The 18,448-nt window shown below is 67.0% G+C and carries 17 protein-coding genes; 14 read left to right on the top strand and 3 right to left on the bottom strand.

Features of this window, described 5'->3' with window-relative positions:
• Positions 1 to 208: 208 nt before the first annotated feature.
• Complete coding sequence (gene hpnD, locus AC1EJR_RS14460) at positions 209 to 1,045, top strand: presqualene diphosphate synthase HpnD (protein ID WP_092292973.1); 837 nt, start codon at positions 209 to 211, stop codon at positions 1,043 to 1,045.
• A gap of 60 nt (positions 1,046 to 1,105) precedes the next feature.
• Positions 1,106 to 2,368 (top strand): Zn-dependent hydrolase, encoded by a 1,263-nt coding sequence (locus tag AC1EJR_RS14455; protein ID WP_092292971.1) that lies wholly within the window; start codon positions 1,106 to 1,108, stop codon positions 2,366 to 2,368.
• Positions 2,369 to 2,380: 12 nt separating this feature from the next.
• Here the strand turns inward: AC1EJR_RS14455 and AC1EJR_RS14450 are convergent, their stop codons facing one another.
• The gene (locus tag AC1EJR_RS14450) at positions 2,381 to 2,698 is read right to left on the bottom strand and encodes a hypothetical protein (protein WP_441591137.1); all 318 of its coding nucleotides are present in this window, start codon (positions 2,696 to 2,698) and stop codon (positions 2,381 to 2,383) included.
• A gap of 331 nt (positions 2,699 to 3,029) precedes the next feature.
• On the opposite strand from AC1EJR_RS14450, the gene ompR reads away from it, so the two are divergent.
• From ompR to AC1EJR_RS14420, 6 genes are all read left to right on the top strand, one after another.
• Positions 3,030 to 3,752, top strand: coding sequence for an osmolarity response regulator transcription factor OmpR (gene ompR / locus AC1EJR_RS14445; RefSeq protein WP_006576352.1), 723 nt, complete (start codon positions 3,030 to 3,032; stop codon positions 3,750 to 3,752).
• 25 nt (positions 3,753 to 3,777) lie between these two features.
• Positions 3,778 to 5,127: an ATP-binding protein gene (locus AC1EJR_RS14440; RefSeq protein WP_092292967.1), complete on the top strand. Its 1,350-nt coding sequence runs from the start codon at positions 3,778 to 3,780 to the stop codon at positions 5,125 to 5,127.
• Between the two features lie 158 nt (positions 5,128 to 5,285).
• Positions 5,286 to 6,584 (top strand): tricarballylate/proton symporter TcuC, encoded by a 1,299-nt coding sequence (gene tcuC, locus AC1EJR_RS14435; protein WP_477147256.1) that lies wholly within the window; start codon positions 5,286 to 5,288, stop codon positions 6,582 to 6,584.
• Positions 6,585 to 6,884: 300 nt separating this feature from the next.
• Complete coding sequence (locus tag AC1EJR_RS14430; RefSeq protein WP_092292963.1) at positions 6,885 to 7,433, top strand: peroxiredoxin; 549 nt, start codon at positions 6,885 to 6,887, stop codon at positions 7,431 to 7,433.
• A 124-nt stretch (positions 7,434 to 7,557) separates the two neighbouring features.
• On the top strand, positions 7,558 to 8,079 hold the full coding sequence (locus AC1EJR_RS14425) for a carboxymuconolactone decarboxylase family protein (protein ID WP_092292961.1): 522 nt from the start codon (positions 7,558 to 7,560) through the stop codon (positions 8,077 to 8,079).
• 215 nt (positions 8,080 to 8,294) lie between these two features.
• A complete protein-coding gene (locus AC1EJR_RS14420) occupies positions 8,295 to 8,876 on the top strand; it encodes a GNAT family N-acetyltransferase (protein WP_092292959.1) in 582 nt (193 codons plus the stop codon).
• Positions 8,877 to 8,897: 21 nt separating this feature from the next.
• Here the strand turns inward: AC1EJR_RS14420 and ispF are convergent, their stop codons facing one another.
• Positions 8,898 to 9,404, bottom strand: coding sequence for a 2-C-methyl-D-erythritol 2,4-cyclodiphosphate synthase (gene ispF, locus AC1EJR_RS14415; protein WP_092292957.1), 507 nt, complete (start codon positions 9,402 to 9,404; stop codon positions 8,898 to 8,900).
• A gap of 21 nt (positions 9,405 to 9,425) precedes the next feature.
• Positions 9,426 to 10,178, bottom strand: a complete 753-nt coding sequence (gene ispD, locus AC1EJR_RS14410; RefSeq protein WP_143093869.1) for a 2-C-methyl-D-erythritol 4-phosphate cytidylyltransferase — start codon at positions 10,176 to 10,178, stop codon at positions 9,426 to 9,428.
• A gap of 171 nt (positions 10,179 to 10,349) precedes the next feature.
• On the opposite strand from ispD, the gene mfd reads away from it, so the two are divergent.
• The 6 genes from mfd to AC1EJR_RS14380 all read left to right on the top strand — a co-directional run bounded on the left by mfd (position 10,350) and on the right by AC1EJR_RS14380 (position 18,416).
• Positions 10,350 to 13,799, top strand: a complete 3,450-nt coding sequence (gene mfd, locus AC1EJR_RS14405) for a transcription-repair coupling factor (protein ID WP_477147255.1) — start codon at positions 10,350 to 10,352, stop codon at positions 13,797 to 13,799.
• A 45-nt stretch (positions 13,800 to 13,844) separates the two neighbouring features.
• Positions 13,845 to 15,059 carry an acetylornithine deacetylase gene (gene argE / locus AC1EJR_RS14400; protein WP_477147254.1) on the top strand — a complete coding sequence of 405 codons (1,215 nt, stop codon included), beginning with the start codon at positions 13,845 to 13,847 and terminating at the stop codon, positions 15,057 to 15,059.
• An 89-nt stretch (positions 15,060 to 15,148) separates the two neighbouring features.
• Positions 15,149 to 16,003, top strand: coding sequence for a phosphoserine phosphatase SerB (serB, locus tag AC1EJR_RS14395; protein WP_441591140.1), 855 nt, complete (start codon positions 15,149 to 15,151; stop codon positions 16,001 to 16,003).
• A gap of 175 nt (positions 16,004 to 16,178) precedes the next feature.
• Entirely contained in the window at positions 16,179 to 16,487 is a 309-nt protein-coding gene (locus AC1EJR_RS14390; protein WP_441591141.1) for a hypothetical protein, read from the top strand.
• On the top strand, positions 16,484 to 16,774 hold the full coding sequence (locus AC1EJR_RS14385; RefSeq protein ID WP_177219880.1) for a hypothetical protein: 291 nt from the start codon (positions 16,484 to 16,486) through the stop codon (positions 16,772 to 16,774). The genes AC1EJR_RS14390 and AC1EJR_RS14385 overlap by 4 nt, the downstream gene beginning before the upstream one ends.
• 10 nt (positions 16,775 to 16,784) lie before the next feature.
• Entirely contained in the window at positions 16,785 to 18,416 is a 1,632-nt protein-coding gene (locus AC1EJR_RS14380) for a PepSY-associated TM helix domain-containing protein (RefSeq protein ID WP_477147253.1), read from the top strand.
• Positions 18,417 to 18,448 lie beyond the last annotated feature (32 nt).

The raw sequence follows: 18,448 nt of genomic DNA, 5'->3' as shown, positions 1-18,448 counted from the left end.
CGGGTGCCTGCCGGGGAATTAATAACTGGCCGGTCAGTAATATAACGAGCGGCTCCGAGTGCGTCAAACGCCGGGCKACGAATGGGCCGAAACTTGGCGCGAATGGCGGACACGGGGTGGACGGGGGGCGATGTTACAATTTGCCGCTTTCGCGGACCCGCTGCGCCGGTCCGTATCGCCCCACAGACCGCATTAAAAAGAGATTGGCGTGACGCCCGATCAGTATTGCCAGGACAAGGCCGCCCCGGGCGGCTCCCTCCCCTATTACAGCTTCCTGTTCCTCCCGACCGAACGCCGCCGCGCCATCACGGCGCTGTACGCCTTCCGCCGCGAGCTGGAGGCCATCATCGACGAGAGCCACGACGCCGGCGTAGCCCACCAGCGGCTGGACTGGTGGCGCGGCGAACTGCGCCGCCTCTATGACGGTCAACCGTCACATCCGGTCACGCAGGCCCTGCAGCCCCATATTGCGCCGTGCGGCCTGCCGCAATCCGAATTTTCTGAAATGCTGGACGGCATGGAAATGGATCTGACCCAGACCCGCTACCTCGACGAAGCCGGTTTGAAACGCTACTGCCAGTGCGCGGGCGGTGCCATGGGCGTGCTGTCGGCCCGGGTGCTGGGGTTTTCCGATCCGCGCACGCTGGACTTCGCCCGCCAGCTAGGCCTGTCGATGCAGCGCGCGACCATCGTCCGTGATGTGGGCGAGGATGCCCGCCAGGGCCGCATCTACCTGCCGGTGGACACGCTCCAGCGCCACGAGGTGCCGGCGGCCGACATCCTCCAGTCGCGCTACTCCGAGCGCTTCGTGGCCCTGATGCGCGAGCAGGCCGAGGTGGCCCGCACGCTCTACCGCGAGGCGCTGGCGCTGCTGCCGCGCCAGGACCGCCGCGCCCAGCGCGCCGCGCTGGTGATGGCGGCACTCTCCCATGCCCAGCTCGACGAGATCGAGGCCGACCAGTTCCAGGTGCTGACGCAGCGCATCGCCCTGACGCCGATGCGCATGCTGTGGATCGCCTGGAAGACCTGGCTGCGCAACCGCTGACCGCCATCGAACCGAATCGAACCGAACCGAACTGATCCCGACCCGACCCCGATMCGCACCATGACTACCGTACTCGCCTCGCTCGGCCAATCCATCCTCGACCGCGCCGCCGCGCTCGCCGCCCACTCCGACATGGAGGACGGGCTGACCTGCGCGTTCCTTACGCCGGCGCATCGCCGGGCACAGGCGCAACTGGTGCAGTGGATGGAGGAAGCCGGCATGGCGGTGCGCGTGGACGCCATCGGCAATGTGATTGGGCGGTATGCCGCCGATCCGGCCGTGGCTGCGCCGAAGGTGCTGATGACCGGCTCTCATTTCGACACCGTGCGCAACGGCGGGCGGTATGACGGGCGGCTGGGCATCCTGCTGCCGATTGCGGTGGTGGGCGCACTCCATGCGGCGGGCATCCGGCTGCCGTATCACTTCGAGATCGTCGGCTTCGCCGAGGAGGAAGGGCTGCGCTTCAAGACCAGCTTCCTGGCCAGCAGCGTGCTGGCGGGCCGCTTCGACCCGGCCCTGCTGGACCGCGCGGACCCGGACGGGGTGACCATGCGCGAGGCGCTGGCCCAGTCCGGCCTGCCCGGCGCCGGCAGCCTGGACGCCCTGCGCGCCGCGGCGGTMGATCCGGCCACGCTGGCAGGGTTCGTCGAAGTGCATATCGAACAGGGCCCGGTGCTGCTGAACCGCGACCTGGCGCTCGGCATCGTCACGCAGATCGCAGGCAGCAGCCGCTTCCAGGTGCGGGTGGAGGGGCTGGCCAGCCACGCCGGCACCACGCCGATGGACATGCGGCGCGACGCCGCCACCGGCGCCGCCGAGATGATCCTGCTGGTGGAGTCGCGCTGCGCGCAGGTGCCGACGCTGGTCGGCACGGTGGGCCAGCTTCAGGTGCCGAACGGCTCCAGCAATGTGATTCCGGCCGCGTGTGTGTTCTCGATGGACATCCGCGCCGGCGAGGACGGCATCCGCGAAGCCGCCATCACCGACATCGTGATGGGCATCGAGCGGATCGCGGCGCGCCGTGGCCTGACCGCCACCGTCGAACGAGTGACGCCGGTGAACAACGCGCCGTGCGCGCGCTGGCTGATGGATCAGTTCGGCGCGGTGCTGCGCAAGCGCGGTCTGGAGGCGTTCGAGCTGCCGTCCGGCGCCGGGCATGACGCGATGATGATGCAACGCATGACTGACGTGGCGATGCTGTTCGTGCGCTGCGGCAATGGCGGCATCAGCCACAACCCGCTGGAAACCATCACCGTGGAAGATGCGCAGCTGGCGGCCGAGGTATTCGTGGATTTCCTGCGACATTTCCGACCGCAGGACTGATAGGGAGGGCGGTCAGCCGCCTTCGTACATCTCGCGGCCGAGATCCTGGAGATTCTTGCGCAGCGTCTTGCGCTCGTCGGGCGAGAGTTTGGGATGCCCGCCCGGTGGGCCCTGGCGGCCGGCGCGGTCGGCCATGTCGCGCTCCGTGCGGTACTTTTCGGCGCGGGTGCGGGCCTCGCGCTGGTCCAGGCGCTCACCGCCGCCCGGCTTGCCCGGCACGGCGGGGGTAGGTGCGCCACCGCTGGCGTGGCCCGGCTGGGCAGGGCGGAGTAACTGGGCCATGCCCGCCGACTGCGCCTGCGCGAGCGCCGGCAGCAGTACGATGAGCATGGCCGCGCCGGCATGGCAAGCCGCCCGCACGCACGCCGTGCGTTGCAGGGTTTGTCCGTGCCGGTTTTGCTTCACTTTCATTGGATAATGGCGGTCTTGACCGTGGTCGCACATCCGCGTGGAGGACGACGCAGGCACTATGCCAACGCCTTCGTMAGAGAGATGGGACGCCCCTTGGTCACCGTGAATGCCCGTCGCGCCAAATCGGCGTCGGGCTACGGTTTGCGGAGTGTAATTGCACAAAAGATGCACGCCGCCATACCACAGGGTAAAGTATGTAACGTTTTGTTAAGCCATTTTGAGCGAAAGCGTAAGTCGCTAAGATACCGCCATGGAAAATACCAGCCACAAGATTCTCGTCGTGGACGACGACCCGCGATTGCGCGACCTGCTGCGCCGCTACCTTGGCGAGCAGGGGTTCACGGTACTGGTGGCGGAAAACGCCACCGCCATGAACAAGCTCTGGCTGCGCGAGCGGTTTGACCTGCTGGTGCTGGACCTGATGATGCCGGGCGAGGATGGCCTGTCCATCTGCCGCCGCCTGCGCGGTGCCAACGATCAGACCCCGATCATCATGCTGACCGCCAAGGGCGAGGACGTCGATCGCATCGTCGGCCTGGAAATGGGCGCCGATGACTACCTGCCCAAGCCTTTCAACCCGCGCGAGCTGATCGCGCGCATTCACGCCGTGCTGCGCCGCAAGGGCCCCGCCGAGGTACCGGGCGCCCCGTCCGAGACGCCCGAAACCTTCGCCTTCGGCGATTTCGTGCTGAACCTGGCCACCCGCACGCTGACCAAGAACGACGAGGAAATCACGCTCACCACGGGCGAATTCTCGGTGCTCAAGGTGTTCGCGCGGCATCCGCGCCAGCCGCTCTCGCGCGAGAAGCTCATGGAAATGGCCCGCGGCCGCGAATACGAAGTGTTCGACCGCAGCCTGGACGTGCAGATCTCGCGCCTGCGCAAGCTCATCGAACCGGACCCGGGCAACCCCCGCTTCATCCAGACGGTCTGGGGCCTGGGCTACGTCTTCATTCCCGATGGCGTGAAGTAGTCCCGGTTCGTCCGCAGTCAGCATCGTGGCGACCGCTCTCGGCCGTACCGCAACGCGGTTCTTTGGTTCGCTGTTCTGGCGCACCTTCATGCTGATCGCCCTGTTGCTGGCGATCTCGCTGGGTATCTGGTTCCAGAGCTACCGGCTCTTCGAACGCGCACCGCGCGCCCAGCAGATCGCCATGCAGGTGGTCAGCGTGGTCAAGCTCACGCGCGCGGCCCTGCTCTATTCCGACCCGGCGCGGCGGCGCTTCCTGCTGCTCGACCTCGTGCAGAACGAGGGCATCAAGGTCTATCCGCGCGAGAAGGACGACGACTTCGCCGCGCCCACGGCCAACCCGTTCCTGACCCAGCTGGTGCAGCAGGAGATTCGCGGGCGGCTGGGCGAGGACACCGTGCTCGCCACCACCGTCAATGACATTCCGGGCGTGTGGGTCAGCTTCGAGATCGAGGGGGACGATTACTGGGTCGCCATCAGCCCGGAGCGCTTCGAGCGCGTGCCGGGCATCCAGTGGCTGTGGTGGAGTATCGCCGCGCTGCTGCTGTCGATCATCGGCGCGGCCTTTATCACGGCACGTGTGAACTACCCGCTCAAGCGGCTGGCCAACGCGGCGCGCCAGATCGGCACGGGCGGCGACCCGCCGCCGCTGCGCGAGCATGGCGCCAGCGAGGTAGCCCAGGCCAACCGCAGCTTCAACCAGATGGTGCGCGACCTGCGCCAGCTCGACGACGACCGCGTGGTCATGCTGGCCGGCATCTCCCACGACCTGCGCACCCCGCTCACCCGGCTGCGGCTCGAGACCGAGATGTCGCCGGTGGACAACATCACGCGCGACGCCATGATCGCCGACATCGAGCAGATGGACGCCATCATCGGCCAGTTCCTCAACTACGCCCGGCCCGGCCAGGAAATGGTGGAGCCGGTGGATCTCTCCGCGCTGGTCCAGGACGCCGTGGGCGTCTATGCCGCGCACGACGATGTGCGCGTGCACGTGCGCGCCAACGGCCCGGTCATGGCGGTGGCCAATCGCATGGAGATCCAGCGCATCCTGGACAACCTGGTCGAGAACGCGCGCCGCTACGCCAAGGATGAGGAAAGCGGCATGGCCGAGGTGGAGATCTCCACCCGGCTCGATGACAAGGACGCCGTGCTGACCGTGGCCGACAACGGTCCGGGCGTGCCCGATGCGCAGCTCTCGCTGCTGACCCGGCCGTTCTACCGGCTCGACAGCGCGCGCAGCGAGGCCAAGGGCGCGGGGCTGGGCATGTCCATCGTCAACCGCATCCTCCAGCGCAACGGCGGGCGGCTGGTGCTCGCCAATCGGCCGCCACCCAAGTCCGGGCTGGTGGTGCGCGCCTGCTTCCGGCGCGCATGAGGCGCCACCCCGCGCGGGCACTGACAGGTTTTCGACAGCATTTGATAGCAGATTGAAAGGCGGTTGACAGGGCATTGACAGCCCCGCGGCGCACACTGGCGGCCATTGCGATCCCACAACATGTCGCCGGCCGCACCGGCGCTGACCGAGAGACAGCCATGTCCAGCACCGCCTCCGCGCCGGCTTCCCAGCACAGCGCCCGTACCGTGTTCCGCGTCGTCAGCGGCAACTTCCTCGAAATGTACGATTTCATGGTGTACGGCTTCTACGCCGCCGCCATCKCCCGTACGTTCTTCCCCAGCGGCAACGAATTCGCCTCGCTGATGCTCTCGCTGGCCACCTTCGGCGCCGGCTTCCTGATGCGTCCGCTCGGCGCCATCATTCTCGGCGCCTATATCGACCACCATGGCCGCCGCAAGGGCCTGATTCTCACGCTGATCCTGATGGCGATGGGCACGCTGCTGATTGCGCTGGTGCCCGGCTATGCCTCGATCGGGGTGGCCGCGCCGCTGCTGGTGCTGGCGGGCCGGCTGCTGCAAGGGTTCTCGGCCGGCGTGGAGCTGGGCGGGGTATCGGTCTACCTGTCCGAGATCGCCAAGCCGGGCCAGAAAGGCTTCTATGTGGCGTGGCAGTCGGCCAGCCAGCAGGTGGCGGTGATCTTTGCCGGGCTAATGGGTGTGATCCTGCACGCCACGCTGGCGCCGGAACAGATGGATAGCTGGGGCTGGCGCGTGCCGTTCCTGATCGGCTGCCTGATCGTGCCATTCCTGTTCATGATCCGGCGCTCGCTGGAGGAAACCGAAGCCTTCCGCACCCGCAAGCACCAGCCGACCATGCGCGAGATCTACCGCTCGATGCTCGACAACTGGGGCATCATCCTCGCGGGCTGCATGATGGTGGTGATGACCACGGTGTCGTTCTACATGATCACCGCCTACACGCCCACCTTCGGCAAGACCGTGCTCAAGCTCGGCGACGTGGACAACCTCATCGTGACGATGTGCGTCGGCCTTTCCAACTTCATCTGGCTGCCGCTGATGGGCGCCGTCTCCGACCGCGTGGGACGCAAGCCGCTGCTGGTGATCTTCACCATCGCCACCCTGCTGACCGCCTACCCGGCCGTGTCCTGGCTGGTGGCCGAGCCGTCCTTCGGCCGCCTGCTGATGGTGGAGCTGTGGCTCTCGTTCCTGTACGGCAGCTACAACGGCGCGATGGTCGTCACGCTGGCCGAGATCATGCCGCCGGCGGTGCGCACGGCGGGCTTCTCGCTCGCCTACAGCCTGGCCACGGCGCTGTTCGGCGGCTTCACGCCCGCCATCGCCACCTACCTGATCCACGAAACCGGCAACAAGGCCGCGCCGGGCCTGTGGCTGACGTTCGCCGCCGCCTGTGGCCTGGTGGCCACGCTGGTCATCTTCCGCACCCGCCGCCTGCAGGGCGCCCTGCGCACCGCCTGATACGCGTGGCCTGATGCGGCCCCGACCCGATCGCCGCCACAAGATGAAACTTTTGTGGCGGCTTTCGTCATGTGCGTCCGCACATGGCATACTCACCGTTCGTCTTTGGCGCGCGCCGTGCAGGGAAAGGCCGATGCCTATCGGTCTCTTTGAGACAATCAATTGGCCCTGCGCGTATCGGACAGGTCATAATCTGGCTTTGTTGCGATGCCGTATCGTGGCGTTCTGCAGCCCCGTGCTGCCCCACCCCGCCCGGCGTGTCGCGTGCGTTACTCTGTTCAACCGTATCAGGAGAAGTTGATGAAGACCGTTGGTGACAAGATCGAATCGTTCCAAATCGTTGGCGTGAAGCCGGGTTTCAACAACCACGAAGAGAATGGCCAGTCGGCTTTCGAAGACATCACCGAGAAGTCCTTCGAAGGCAAGTGGAAGATCATCTACTTCTACCCGAAGGACTTCACCTTCGTGTGCCCGACCGAAATCGTCGCCTTCGCCAAGCTGAACGACGACTTCGCTGATCGCGACGCGATCGTGCTGGGCGGCTCGACCGACAACGAGTTCGTGAAGCTGGCATGGCGCCGCGAACACAAGGACCTGAACAAGCTGAACCAGTGGCAATTCGCCGACGTGACCGGCTCGCTGGTGGACCAGCTGGGCGTGCGTGACAAGGCTGCCGGCGTGGCCCTGCGCGCTACGTTCATCGTCGATCCGGACAACGTGATCCAACACGTGTCGGTGAACAACCTGAACGTCGGCCGTAGCCCGGACGAAGTCCTGCGTATTCTGGACGGCCTGCAAACGGACGAGCTGTGCCCGTGCAACCGCGCTGTCGGCGGCGCCACGCTGTAATTTGTTTGACCTGCCAACCGCCCTCCCCGGGCGGACCGGCGCGCGCGGAAGTGGCCAAACCGGCGCTTCCGCGTCAAAGCCCGCAAATGCGGGTTTTTTGAGCCCTGGACGATAGGAGAAATAAATGGAATTCCTCAGCACGATTAAGAACCTCATTCCCGACTACGCGAAGGACATCCGCCTGAATGTGGATGGCACGATCGCGCGCTCGTCGCTGGAAGGCAATGACGCCGTGGGCGTGGCACTCGCCGCCGCCTTCGCCGCCAAGAGCAAGATCATCGTCGATGCCATCCGCAATGCGAACGTGCTGTCGCCGGAGGAAGTCACCGCTGCGCAGACGGCTGCCGCGCTGATGGGCATGAACAATGTCTGGTATCCGTACATCGAGATGGCCGAGGACCCGGACCTGTCGAGCCAGCCCGCCGGACTGCGCATGAACGCCTACGCTACCCATGGTGGCGTGGACAAGCGCCGCTTCGAGATGTACGCACTGGCCGCGTCGATCATCGGCAAGTGCCACTTCTGCGTGAAGTCGCACTATCAGTTGCTGAAGACCGAGCAAGGCATGAGCGCGCAGCAACTGCGCGACGTGGGCCGCATCGCCGCCGTGATCGGGGCTGCCGCCAACGTGATCGCCGCAGAATAAGGCTTGCCGGGCAGGCATTGCCCGCCTGGTCAGGAAAACCTGCCGCCACCGCAAGGGGCGGCAGGTTTTTTTTCGCCCCAGCGCGAAAGCCTGATGTCAAGACGATGTCAATACGCTGGGCGGCATGTTGTCTGACACGCAAACGGGCGATCGGGAACCATGCACTTGTGCCGCGACCGGCCTACAATCCACGCAAGGACACGGATACAGAGGCCATGAGTACCTTGCCTTCGCATACCTCCCCCCGTTTTCGCTTCCGCCTGGCGGCGGCGTACGACTGGGGCGACATCGCAGCGGTCACGCAGCAAGCCTATGGGCAGTATGAGCTTGCGATCATGGAAGATTGCCGCGCATCGTTCCAGCGCGGCATGCAGTCCGTGCTGGCCGCAAAGGACAATCCCGACATGGAATGGTGGGTCGCCGAGAGCGACCACGGCATCAGCGGTGCCGTGCTGTTCTGCCATCCGGGCGCCACGCTGCCCGCCCTGGACGACAGCACCGTGACGCTGACGCAGCCCGAGGCACGGCTGCTGTCGGTCAGCCCGCAGGCGCGTGGCCAGGGGCTGGGACATCGGCTGATGCAGATCTGCATCCAGCGGGCGCGCGATATCGGCGCCAGTGCGCTGGTGGTGCGGACCATGCCCGAGATGGCCTCCGCCAACAAACTTTGCCAGCAGATGGGCTTCCAGAAACGGACCGAAGCCGGCGCACGCAGCGGCGCCATGGCGCGCCTGAACGACTACACCTTCGCGATCCTGCCCGAGGAAGCGCCGCTACCGTCGCCACCCCCGGTCTGACTGTCTGATCGCGCAGTTGCTTCAATCCTGAACGTCGCCAGCCTTGCGGTAGATCAGCACCGCGGCCTGCGCGACGATGCCCTCTTCGCGCCCTTCGAACCCCAGCTTCTCATTGGTCTTCGCCTTCACGTTGCAACGCGTGACGGGCAGGCCGAGGTCTTCCGCGAGATTCGCCACCATGCCGCCGATATGCGGCGCCAGTTTTGGCTTTTGTGCGATGACCGTGGCATCCACGTTGCCGATCTCGTAACCGGCCTCGCGCACCCGCCGGGCCGCCTCGCGCAACAGCACGCGACTGTCGGCACCGGCGAAATTCGGGTCCGTGTCGGGAAAATGCCGGCCGATGTCGCCCAATGCGGCGGCACCGAACAGCGCGTCGGTCACGGCGTGCAGCAGCGCGTCGGCATCGGAATGGCCGAGCAGGCCACGGTCATGCGGAATGTCCACGCCACCCAGGATCAGCTTGCGGCCCGGCACCAGGGCGTGCACGTCATAGCCCTGGCCAATGCGGATATCGAACGGATTCAATGCGACTCCTCTGAAAAATGCTTAACGGTCAGCCAGCGGGGCTGCCGGCGCGAGCAGGATGTCCGCCAGCGCGAAATCCTCGGGGTAGGTGACCTTGAAATTGCGCAGCGAGCCGTTGACCAGGCGCGGATGCAGGCCCAGGCGCTCGATGGCGCTCGCCTCGTCGGTGACCACGGCGCCGGCGGCCAGCGCCTCCTGCAACGCCTGGCGCAACACGCCTACGCGGAACATCTGCGGGGTCTGGGCCTGCCAGAGCCCTTCGCGCGGCACGGTGGCGCCAATCCGCACGCCAACCTGGGTGCCTTCGTCCGCCCGCTTGAGCGTATCGGGCACCGGCACCGCCAGAATGCCGCCGATGGCCGCATCGGCCTCGTCGTCGGCCTCCACGGCGCGGATCAGCGTGTCGATCATGGCCGGCGTCAGTCCTGGGCGGGCGGCATCGTGCACGAGCACCCAGTCGCTGTCCGTGGCGCCGAGCTGGGCCAGGTGATGCAGGCCGGCCAGCACCGAGGCGTGGCGCGTGTCGCCGCCCACGAAGGCGGTATCGAAGCGCAGCCCCGCGAACGCCTCCGCGCCGAAGCGCGATTCCAGCGGCATATCGTCCGGCGCCAGCACCAGCGCGGTGGCGCTGATGCGCTCACAGGCGGAAAAGGCGGCCAGCGCGTGCCAGATCATCGGGCGGCCGGCCACGGTCTGGTATTGCTTGGCGACGTGGCCGCCGGCGCGGCTGCCGGTACCGGCACAGGGAATCAGGGCGAAGCGGCGAGCAGACACAGGGTAGCGGGGCGAAGTAGGAATAAGACGGGCGGCGGACCGGCCGGTGCGCATTCTATAATACGGCCCTTGTCCACCGCCACGGAGATCCCTTCCGGGGCCGGACTATCATGGCCAACCCCCGCCCGCGCTGCCGGCGGGGCGCTGTCGTTTCGATMGCCCTTGCTGCCAATGCCTGACATCCACGCTGTCACATCCTTCGCCAACCTGTCGCTGGTCAAGCCCGGCATGCGTCACGCGGTGGCCGGCCTGACCGGCTCCGCCGACGCCCTGCTGGTAGCCGCCTACGCGCGCCAACACAAGGGCGCCCTGCCGATGCTGGCAGTGATGTGCGCCAACGCCACCGACGMCCAGCGCCTGGCCGAGGAAATCCCGTGGTTCGCGCCCGAACTGCGTGTGCGGCTGCTGCCGGACTGGGAAACGCTGCCCTACGACAGCTTCTCGCCCCACCAGGACCTGGTATCCGAGCGGCTGGCCACGCTGCACGACATCCAGACCGGCCAGTGCGACGTGATGCTGGTGCCCGCCTCCACCGCGCTGTACCGGCTGGCGCCGCCGGCCTTCCTGGCCGCGTACACCTTCTTCTTCAAGCAGGGCGAGAAACTCGACGAAAACGCGCTCAAGGCCCAGTTCACACTGGCCGGCTACGAGCACGTCAGCGCGGTCATGCGCCCCGGCGAGTACAGCGTACGGGGCGGGCTGATCGACCTCTTCCCGATGGGCTCGGCCCTGCCGTACCGGATCGACCTGTTCGGGGATGAGATCGAGACCATCCGCGCCTTCGACCCCGACACCCAGCGCAGCCTGTACCCGGTGAAGGAAGTGCGCCTGCTGCCCGGGCGCGAGTTCCCGCTCGACGAAACCGCCCGCACCGCCTTCCGGGGCCGCTGGCGCGAGGTGTTCGAGGGAGATCCGACCAAATCGCCGATCTACAAGGACATTGGCAACGGCGTGCCGTCCGCCGGCATCGAGTACTACCTGCCACTGTTCTTCGAGGAAAGCGCCACCCTGTTCGATTACCTGCCCGCCGGCACGCAACTGGCGTTCGCAGGCAATATCGACGAGGCCATCCGCCGTTTCTGGGCCGATACCACCCAGCGCTACACCTTCATGCGGCACGACCGCGAACGCCCGCTGCTGCCGCCGGCGGACCTGTTCCTGTCCGAGGAGCAGTTCTTCGTAGCCGCCAAGCCGCTGGCGCGCGTGGTGCTGCAGCGCGAGGCCACGGCCGAGCAGGCACCGTTCTCGGCTGCCCTGCCCGATGTCTCGGTCAACCGCCGCGCCGAAGACCCGCTGGTCAACCTTGAGGCCCTGCTGCTGAACAAGGCCACGCGCGTGCTGATGTGCGCCGACTCCGCTGGCCGGCGCGAGACGCTGATGCAACTCTTCGCCGAAAGCGGCCTGCGTCCGCAGCCAGTGGACGACTTCGCCGCCTATCTGGCCGGTGACGCGCACTTCTCGATCGCCGTGGCGCCGCTGCAGAGCGGCTTTGCGCTGCCGCAGGCGCAACTGGCCTTCGTGACCGAGGCCGAGCTCTACGCCGGCACCGCGCGTCGCACGGGCCGCCGCAAGCAGGAACAGGCCAGCGCCGTCGATTCGATGGTGCGCGACCTCGCCGAACTGAAGATCGGCGACCCCGTGGTACATAGCGAGCACGGCATCGGCCGCTATCAGGGGCTGGTGACGATGGACCTGGGCCAGGGCGAGGAGGAATTCCTGCACCTGGACTACGACAAGGGCAGCAAGCTGTACGTGCCCGTGCACCAGTTGCATGTGATCTCGCGCTACTCGGGCGCCGATCCGGAATCCGCGCCGCTGCACCACCTCGGCTCCGGCCAGTGGGACAAGGCCAAGCGCCGCGCCGCGCAGCAGATCCGCGACACCGCCGCCGAGCTGCTGAACCTGTACGCACGCCGCGCCTTGCGCCAGGGCTTTGCCTTCCCACTCCAGCCCAAGGACTACGAGACCTTCGCCGAAAGCTTCGGTTTCGAGGAAACCCCCGATCAGGCCGCCGCCATTTCGGCTGTGATCGCCGACATGACCTCCGGCAAGCCAATGGACCGGCTGGTCTGCGGCGACGTGGGCTTCGGCAAGACCGAGGTGGCCCTGCGCGCCGCCTTCGTGGCCGTGCTCGGCGGCAAGCAGGTGGCCATGCTCGCGCCGACCACGCTGCTGGCGGAGCAGCACTTCCAGACGTTGTCCGACCGTTTCGCGGAATGGCCGGTGCGCATCGTGGAGCTGTCGCGCTTCAAGACCAAGAAGGAGATCGACGCGGCCATCAAGCAGATTAACGAGGGCACCGTCGATATCGTCATCGGCACGCACAAGCTGCTCTCGGACGACGTGAAGTTCCAGCGCCTGGGCCTGGTCATCATCGACGAGGAACACCGCTTCGGCGTGCGCCAAAAAGAGGCGCTCAAGACACTTCGCGCCGAGGTGGACGTGCTGACGCTCACCGCCACCCCCATCCCGCGCACGCTGGGCATGGCGCTGGAGGGCCTGCGCGACTTCTCGGTCATCGCCACGGCGCCGCAGAAGCGGCTGGCGATCAAGACCTTCGTGCGACGCGAGGAAGACGGCGTGATCCGCGAGGCCATCCTGCGCGAGCTGAAGCGCGGCGGGCAGGTCTACTTCCTCCATAACGAGGTCGAGACCATCGAGAACAAGCGCGCCCGGCTGATGGAACTGGTGCCCGAGGCGCGTATCGCCGTGGCCCATGGCCAGATGCACGAGCGCGAGCTGGAGCGCGTGATGCGCGATTTCGTGGCGCGGCGCGACAACATCCTGCTCTGCACGACGATCATCGAGACCGGCATCGACGTGCCGACCGCCAACACCATCCTGATCCACCGCGCCGACAAGTTCGGCCTGGCCCAGCTGCACCAGCTGCGGGGCCGCGTGGGTCGCTCGCACCATCAGGCCTACGCGTACATGCTGGTCCATGATGTCGATGGCCTGACCAAGCTGGCGCAGCGCCGGCTCGAGGCCATCCAGCAGATGGAGGAACTCGGCTCCGGCTTCTACCTCGCCATGCACGACCTGGAAATCCGCGGCGCCGGCGAGGTGCTGGGCGACAAGCAATCGGGCGAAATCCACGAAATCGGCTTCCAGCTTTATACGGACATGCTCAACGCCGCCGTGAAGGCGCTCAAGGCCGGCAAGGAGCCGGACCTGATGGCCCCGCTGCAGGTGACCACCGAGATCAACCTCGGCACGCCGGCGCTGCTGCCGAACGACTATTGCGCCGATGTGCACGAACGGCTGTCGCTCTACAAGCGGCTGGCCAACTGCGAGACGGCCGAGAGCGTGGACAACATCCAGGAAGAGCTGATCGACCGCTTCGGCCGCCTGCCGCCGCAGGCGCAGGCGCTGGTGGAGACGCACCGGCTGCGCATCGCCGCCGTGCCGCTGGGCGTGCGCAAGATCGATGCGGGCGAGGCCACCATCAGCATGCAGTTCGTGCCGAACCCGCCGATMGACGCCATCCGCATCATCGACCTCGTGCAAAAGAACCGCCATATCAAGCTGGCCGGGCAGGACAAGCTGCGCATCGAGGCCAAGATGCCCGATGTGGCCGTGCGCGCCCAGACCATCAAGCACACGCTGCGGCAACTGGCGTGACGGTGTAGCATCGCATCCTTGACGAATCAATCATCTTTCCGCCCCATGCCTGCCCACGCCAATGCCCAATCTTCCGCCACCGCAGCCAAGCCGCGCGGCAGTGCGCTCGACTGGACCCAGCGGCTGGTGTCGTACGACACCACGTCGCGCCATTCGAATCTCGGCCTGATCGAGGCCGTGCGCGACCACTTCCTGGCCAAGGGGCTGCGGCCGCACCTGAGCTACAACCCGCAGGGCGACAAAGCCAACCTGTTCGTGACCGTGCCGGCGGCCAATGGCGCCACCGATGGCGGCATCGTGCTGTCCGGCCACACTGACGTGGTGCCGGTGGACGGCCAGAACTGGACCACCGACCCGTTCAAGCCGGTGATCCGCGACGGCAAGCTCTATGGCCKGGGCACCTGCGACATGAAGGGCTTCATCGGCACCAGCCTGGCGCTGCTGCCGACCATCCTGGAGGCCAGGCTACGCGAGCCGGTGCACTACGCGCTGTCGTTCGACGAGGAAATCGGCTGCATGGGCGCGCCGTATCTTCTGGCCGAATTGCGAGACCGTGGCGTGCGGCCGGGCGGCTGCATCGTCGGCGAGCCGACCAGCATGCGCGTGATCGTCGCGCACAAGGGCATCAACGCCTACCGCTGCTGCGTGAAGGGTCAGGCCGCGCATTCGTCGCTGACGCCGAAGGGCGTGAACGCCATCGAATACGCGGCGCGGCTGATCTGCTTCATCCGCGACATCGCCGATGAATTCAAGGCCAACGGCCCGTACGATCAAGCCTTCGACGTGCCGTTCACGACCGCCTCCACCGGCACGATCCAGGGCGGCATCGCGCTGAACACCATTCCGGCGCTGTGCGAGTTCGTGTTCGAGTTCCGCAACCTGCCGGGCGTGKATCCCGAGGCGATCTTCGCGCGGATTCAGGAATATGCGAATGGCGTGCTGCTGCCGAAGATGCGCGCCGAACATGCCGACGCGGGGCTGACGCTGGCGAAGATTGCCGCTGCGCCGTCGMTCGACGCTGCCGAGGCCGACGCCATCACGCAACTGGTGCGCGCACTGACCGCTGACCGGGACACCAACAAGGTGGCCTATGGCACCGAGGCCGGCCTGTTCCAGCGCGCCGGCATCCCGGCCGTGGTCTGCGGCCCCGGCGACATCCAGCAAGCCCACAAGCCGGACGAGTTTGTCGCCCTCGACCAACTGGAAGCCTGCGAAGCCTTCCTGCACAAGGTGGTGGACAGCCTGCGCGTGGCCGCCTGAGCTGCTTGAGCGTTTGAGCAGGAGGGCGGTGCGCTTACAATATCGCCTTCCTCGCTTTGCGCGCCCCGCCCCGACTTCCCCCTGCCGTCATGCCCCTGATTCTCCAGAGCCTGTCCCCGCTGTCGCCCGCCGATCTCGACGCCATCCGCCCCATCGCCGACGCTTCGGCCTTCACGCTGCGTGCGGCCAACGTCGCGGCCGCCGATGACTGCGCCCCGCTGACGCCCGCACTGCACAAGGCGCTGGACGAAGCCTGCGGCCCACGCGGCATCGACTGGGCCGTGGTGCCGGCCGGGCGCAAGCTCTCGGACTTCCGGCTGGTGGCCATGGACATGGACTCGACGTTGATCACGATCGAGTGCATCGACGAAATTGCGGACTTTTGCGGGCTGAAGGCCGAGGTTTCGGCGATCACGGAAGCCGCCATGCGCGGCGAGATCACCGATTTCAATGAAAGCCTGCGGCGCCGCGTGGCCCTGCTGAAGGGGCTGGATGCCAGCGTACTCGACCGCGTCTACGCGGAGCGCCTGCGCCTGTCCCCGGGTGCCGAGCGGATGCTGCAGACCGTGCAGGCGCTGGGCATGCGCACGCTGCTGGTGTCGGGCGGCTTCGTCCATTTCACCGACCAGCTCAAGCCGCGCCTGAAGCTGGACTTCACGCGCGCGAACACGCTGGAGATTGTCGATGGCAAGCTCACCGGCGAAGTCGTCGGCGAAATCGTCAATGCGGACGTCAAGGCACGTACGGTGCGCGAGGTCTGCGCGCAGATCGGCGCCGATGTGTCGCAGGCCATCGTCATGGGCGACGGCTCGAACGATCTGAAGATGATGGCCGTGGCCGGCCTCTCCGTCGCCTTCCGGGCCAAGCCGGTGGTGCGCGCGCAGGCCAGCGTGGCGTTCAACCACGTCGGCCTGGACGGCCTGCTGAACCTCTTCCCGCACTAAATCTCCACCCCCCCCAGCCCGCCCGGAGATTGGCTCCGGGCGGMGCCCGCATCGCATTTCCCCTAGTTCTCCACCCCGTTCGGCCGCCGAAATGTACCGCAACGTATTGATTTCCTTGTGAAAACAAATACGAATCATTATTATTCGGAGTTCCAACCATTCCGATGTTGCCCGCATGCAAGCGTTCGCTGTATTGCTAGGACTGGCGGCGGCTGCGTGCTTGTACCTCGCTGCGCCGAACCAGGTTCTGTTTGTCTCCGCCGACGGTGAAGGCCGCGCGCCCCTGCCGCCCCGGCTGCTGGGTTGGCTCGGCCTGTTGCTGACGGTCGCCAGCGCCTGGACCATGAGCGTGCCCGAAGGCTGGCCCGTGGCCATCGCCGCCACGCTGGTCTCGCTGACCTGCAGCCTGTCCTTGTGGCCGTTCATCGGCACGTGGGTCCACCACCGTCGCGGGCTGGCCCGCCGGGAAGGAAGCGCAGCATGATGGGCACGAAATGGCTTGCCGGGACACTGCTGGGCCTGCCCCTGGCCCTCGCGCTGTGCACGCTGGGCATCCTCTGGCTGCCGGGCGGCTGGCATGGCGGCGTGGTCGCCGCAGTGCTGCTCAGCTTCGTCGCCTGGGTCACGCTGATCAGCCTGAGCCTGCTGTTCCGCACCAGCACGGCCGCGTGGCTCTGGCTGGGGGGCGCCAACCTGATCTGCTTCGGCCTCCTGTGGGCGCTGCGCCTGACGAACACCATGCCCGCCGCGTCCGCGCTGGCCGGGTCGTGAGGACCTCTCCATGAAACCCAATACCCTCCGCCTTTACCAGACGCTGCATACCTGGGTCGGCCTGATGGCCGGCTGGGCGCTCTTCATCGCCTTCTTCGCCGGCGCCATCACGATCTTCCACCACGAGCTGCACATCTGGCAGAACCCGGCCCGCCTGGAAGGCCGTCACGCCACCGAGGTCCACGTGGAGGGCCCGGCCGTCGACGCCTTCGTCCAGAAGCTGGTGGCCGTGCATCCGGATGCCGCCGCCAGCGTCTACGTGGCCCTGCCGAGCAAGGAAGAGCCCGATTTCAACGCCTACTGGCAGGACAAGGCCGGTGCGTGGCACACCATCAATGGCACGGCGCTGAACGGCGACGCCGCCGCGCAGCGCAACACCTCGCTCGACCACGTGACCGGCGAGCTGTCGGCGTTCCTGAACTCCCTGCACTACTCGCTCGGCCTGGGCCAGAACGGCACCTACTTCATGGGCGTGATCTCGGTGCTGTACGGGCTGGCGCTGGTGTCCGGCGTGCTACTGCACCTGCCGCGCCTCAAGAAGGACCTCTTCGCGGTGCGGCCGGGCCGCAACCTGAAGCGGTTCTGGATGGACGCGCACAACGTGATCGGCCTGTTCAGCCTGCCGTTCCACATGGTGTTCGCGGTCACGGGCGCGTTCCTGTGCCTGTCGCTGGTCATGGTGATGGTGTTCAACGCGCTCACCTTCAACGGCAAGCTGTTCGAGCAGGTGCCCACCGCGATTGCGGCCACGCCGGAAATGACGGCGGCCGGACGGCCTTCGCCGACCATGCCGGCGGCGCAACTGCTGGCCATCGCGCGCGAGCATGGCGGCGAACGCTTCACGCCGGAAGCCATCCGCTTCCAGCGCTATGGCGATGCCAATGCCGTGGCGGAAGTCCGTGGCGACAGCGAGCGCGCGCTCGGCAATGGCGGCTCGGTGGGCATCCACGCGGCGGCCAACGAGCCGAACGCGGGCAAGCTGATCGCCAACCAGACCCCCGGCGCGCGCGACACCAATCACACGCTGTATAGCGGCGTCTTCGCGCTGCACTACGGCACCTACGGCAACCTGCCCGTGCGGATCTTGTACCTGCTGGCCGGTCTGGCGGGCGCGTTCCTGTTCTATTCGGGCAACCTGCTGTGGATCGAGTCGCGCCGCAAGACGCGCCAGGCCGAGCAGCCGCGCGTGCATCGACTGCTGGCGCAGGCCACCGTGGGCGTGTGCATCGGCACCTGTATCGGCGTGGCGCTGTGCTTCCCGGCCGCGCTGCTGTGGCCTGAGCGCGCCGTGAGCTATGTGTTCTGGCCGGTGTTCCTGCTGGCGGTGGGCTGGTCGCTGGTGCGTCCGCCGGTGCGGGCGGCCGTCGAGCTGCTCTATGTGGCGGCGCTGGCCTCGCTGACTGTGCCGCTCGCCAATGCCCTGCTGACCGGCGACCACTTCGTCGTGGCCGCCCTGCACGGGCGCTGGGGTGTGGCGGKCTTCGATATCGGCGCCATCGCGCTGGCAGTGGGCTATGTGGTGCTGGCCCGCGCCACCCAGCGGCGCGCGCACAACGGCCCGGCGGAATCGGTCTGGGCGCTGCGCCCGGCTACGTCCGAGCAAGCCGCGCAGCCGGCCCTGCGCAAGGCCGACGCGTCCTGATGTGCCGGCGTCTCTCCCCCTCGGGGAGGGAC

This window comes from Cupriavidus sp. 05T42, assembly GCF_056396345.1.
The sequence above is the reverse complement of the archived record's forward strand: the minus strand, read 5'-3'. Positions and strand labels throughout refer to the sequence as shown.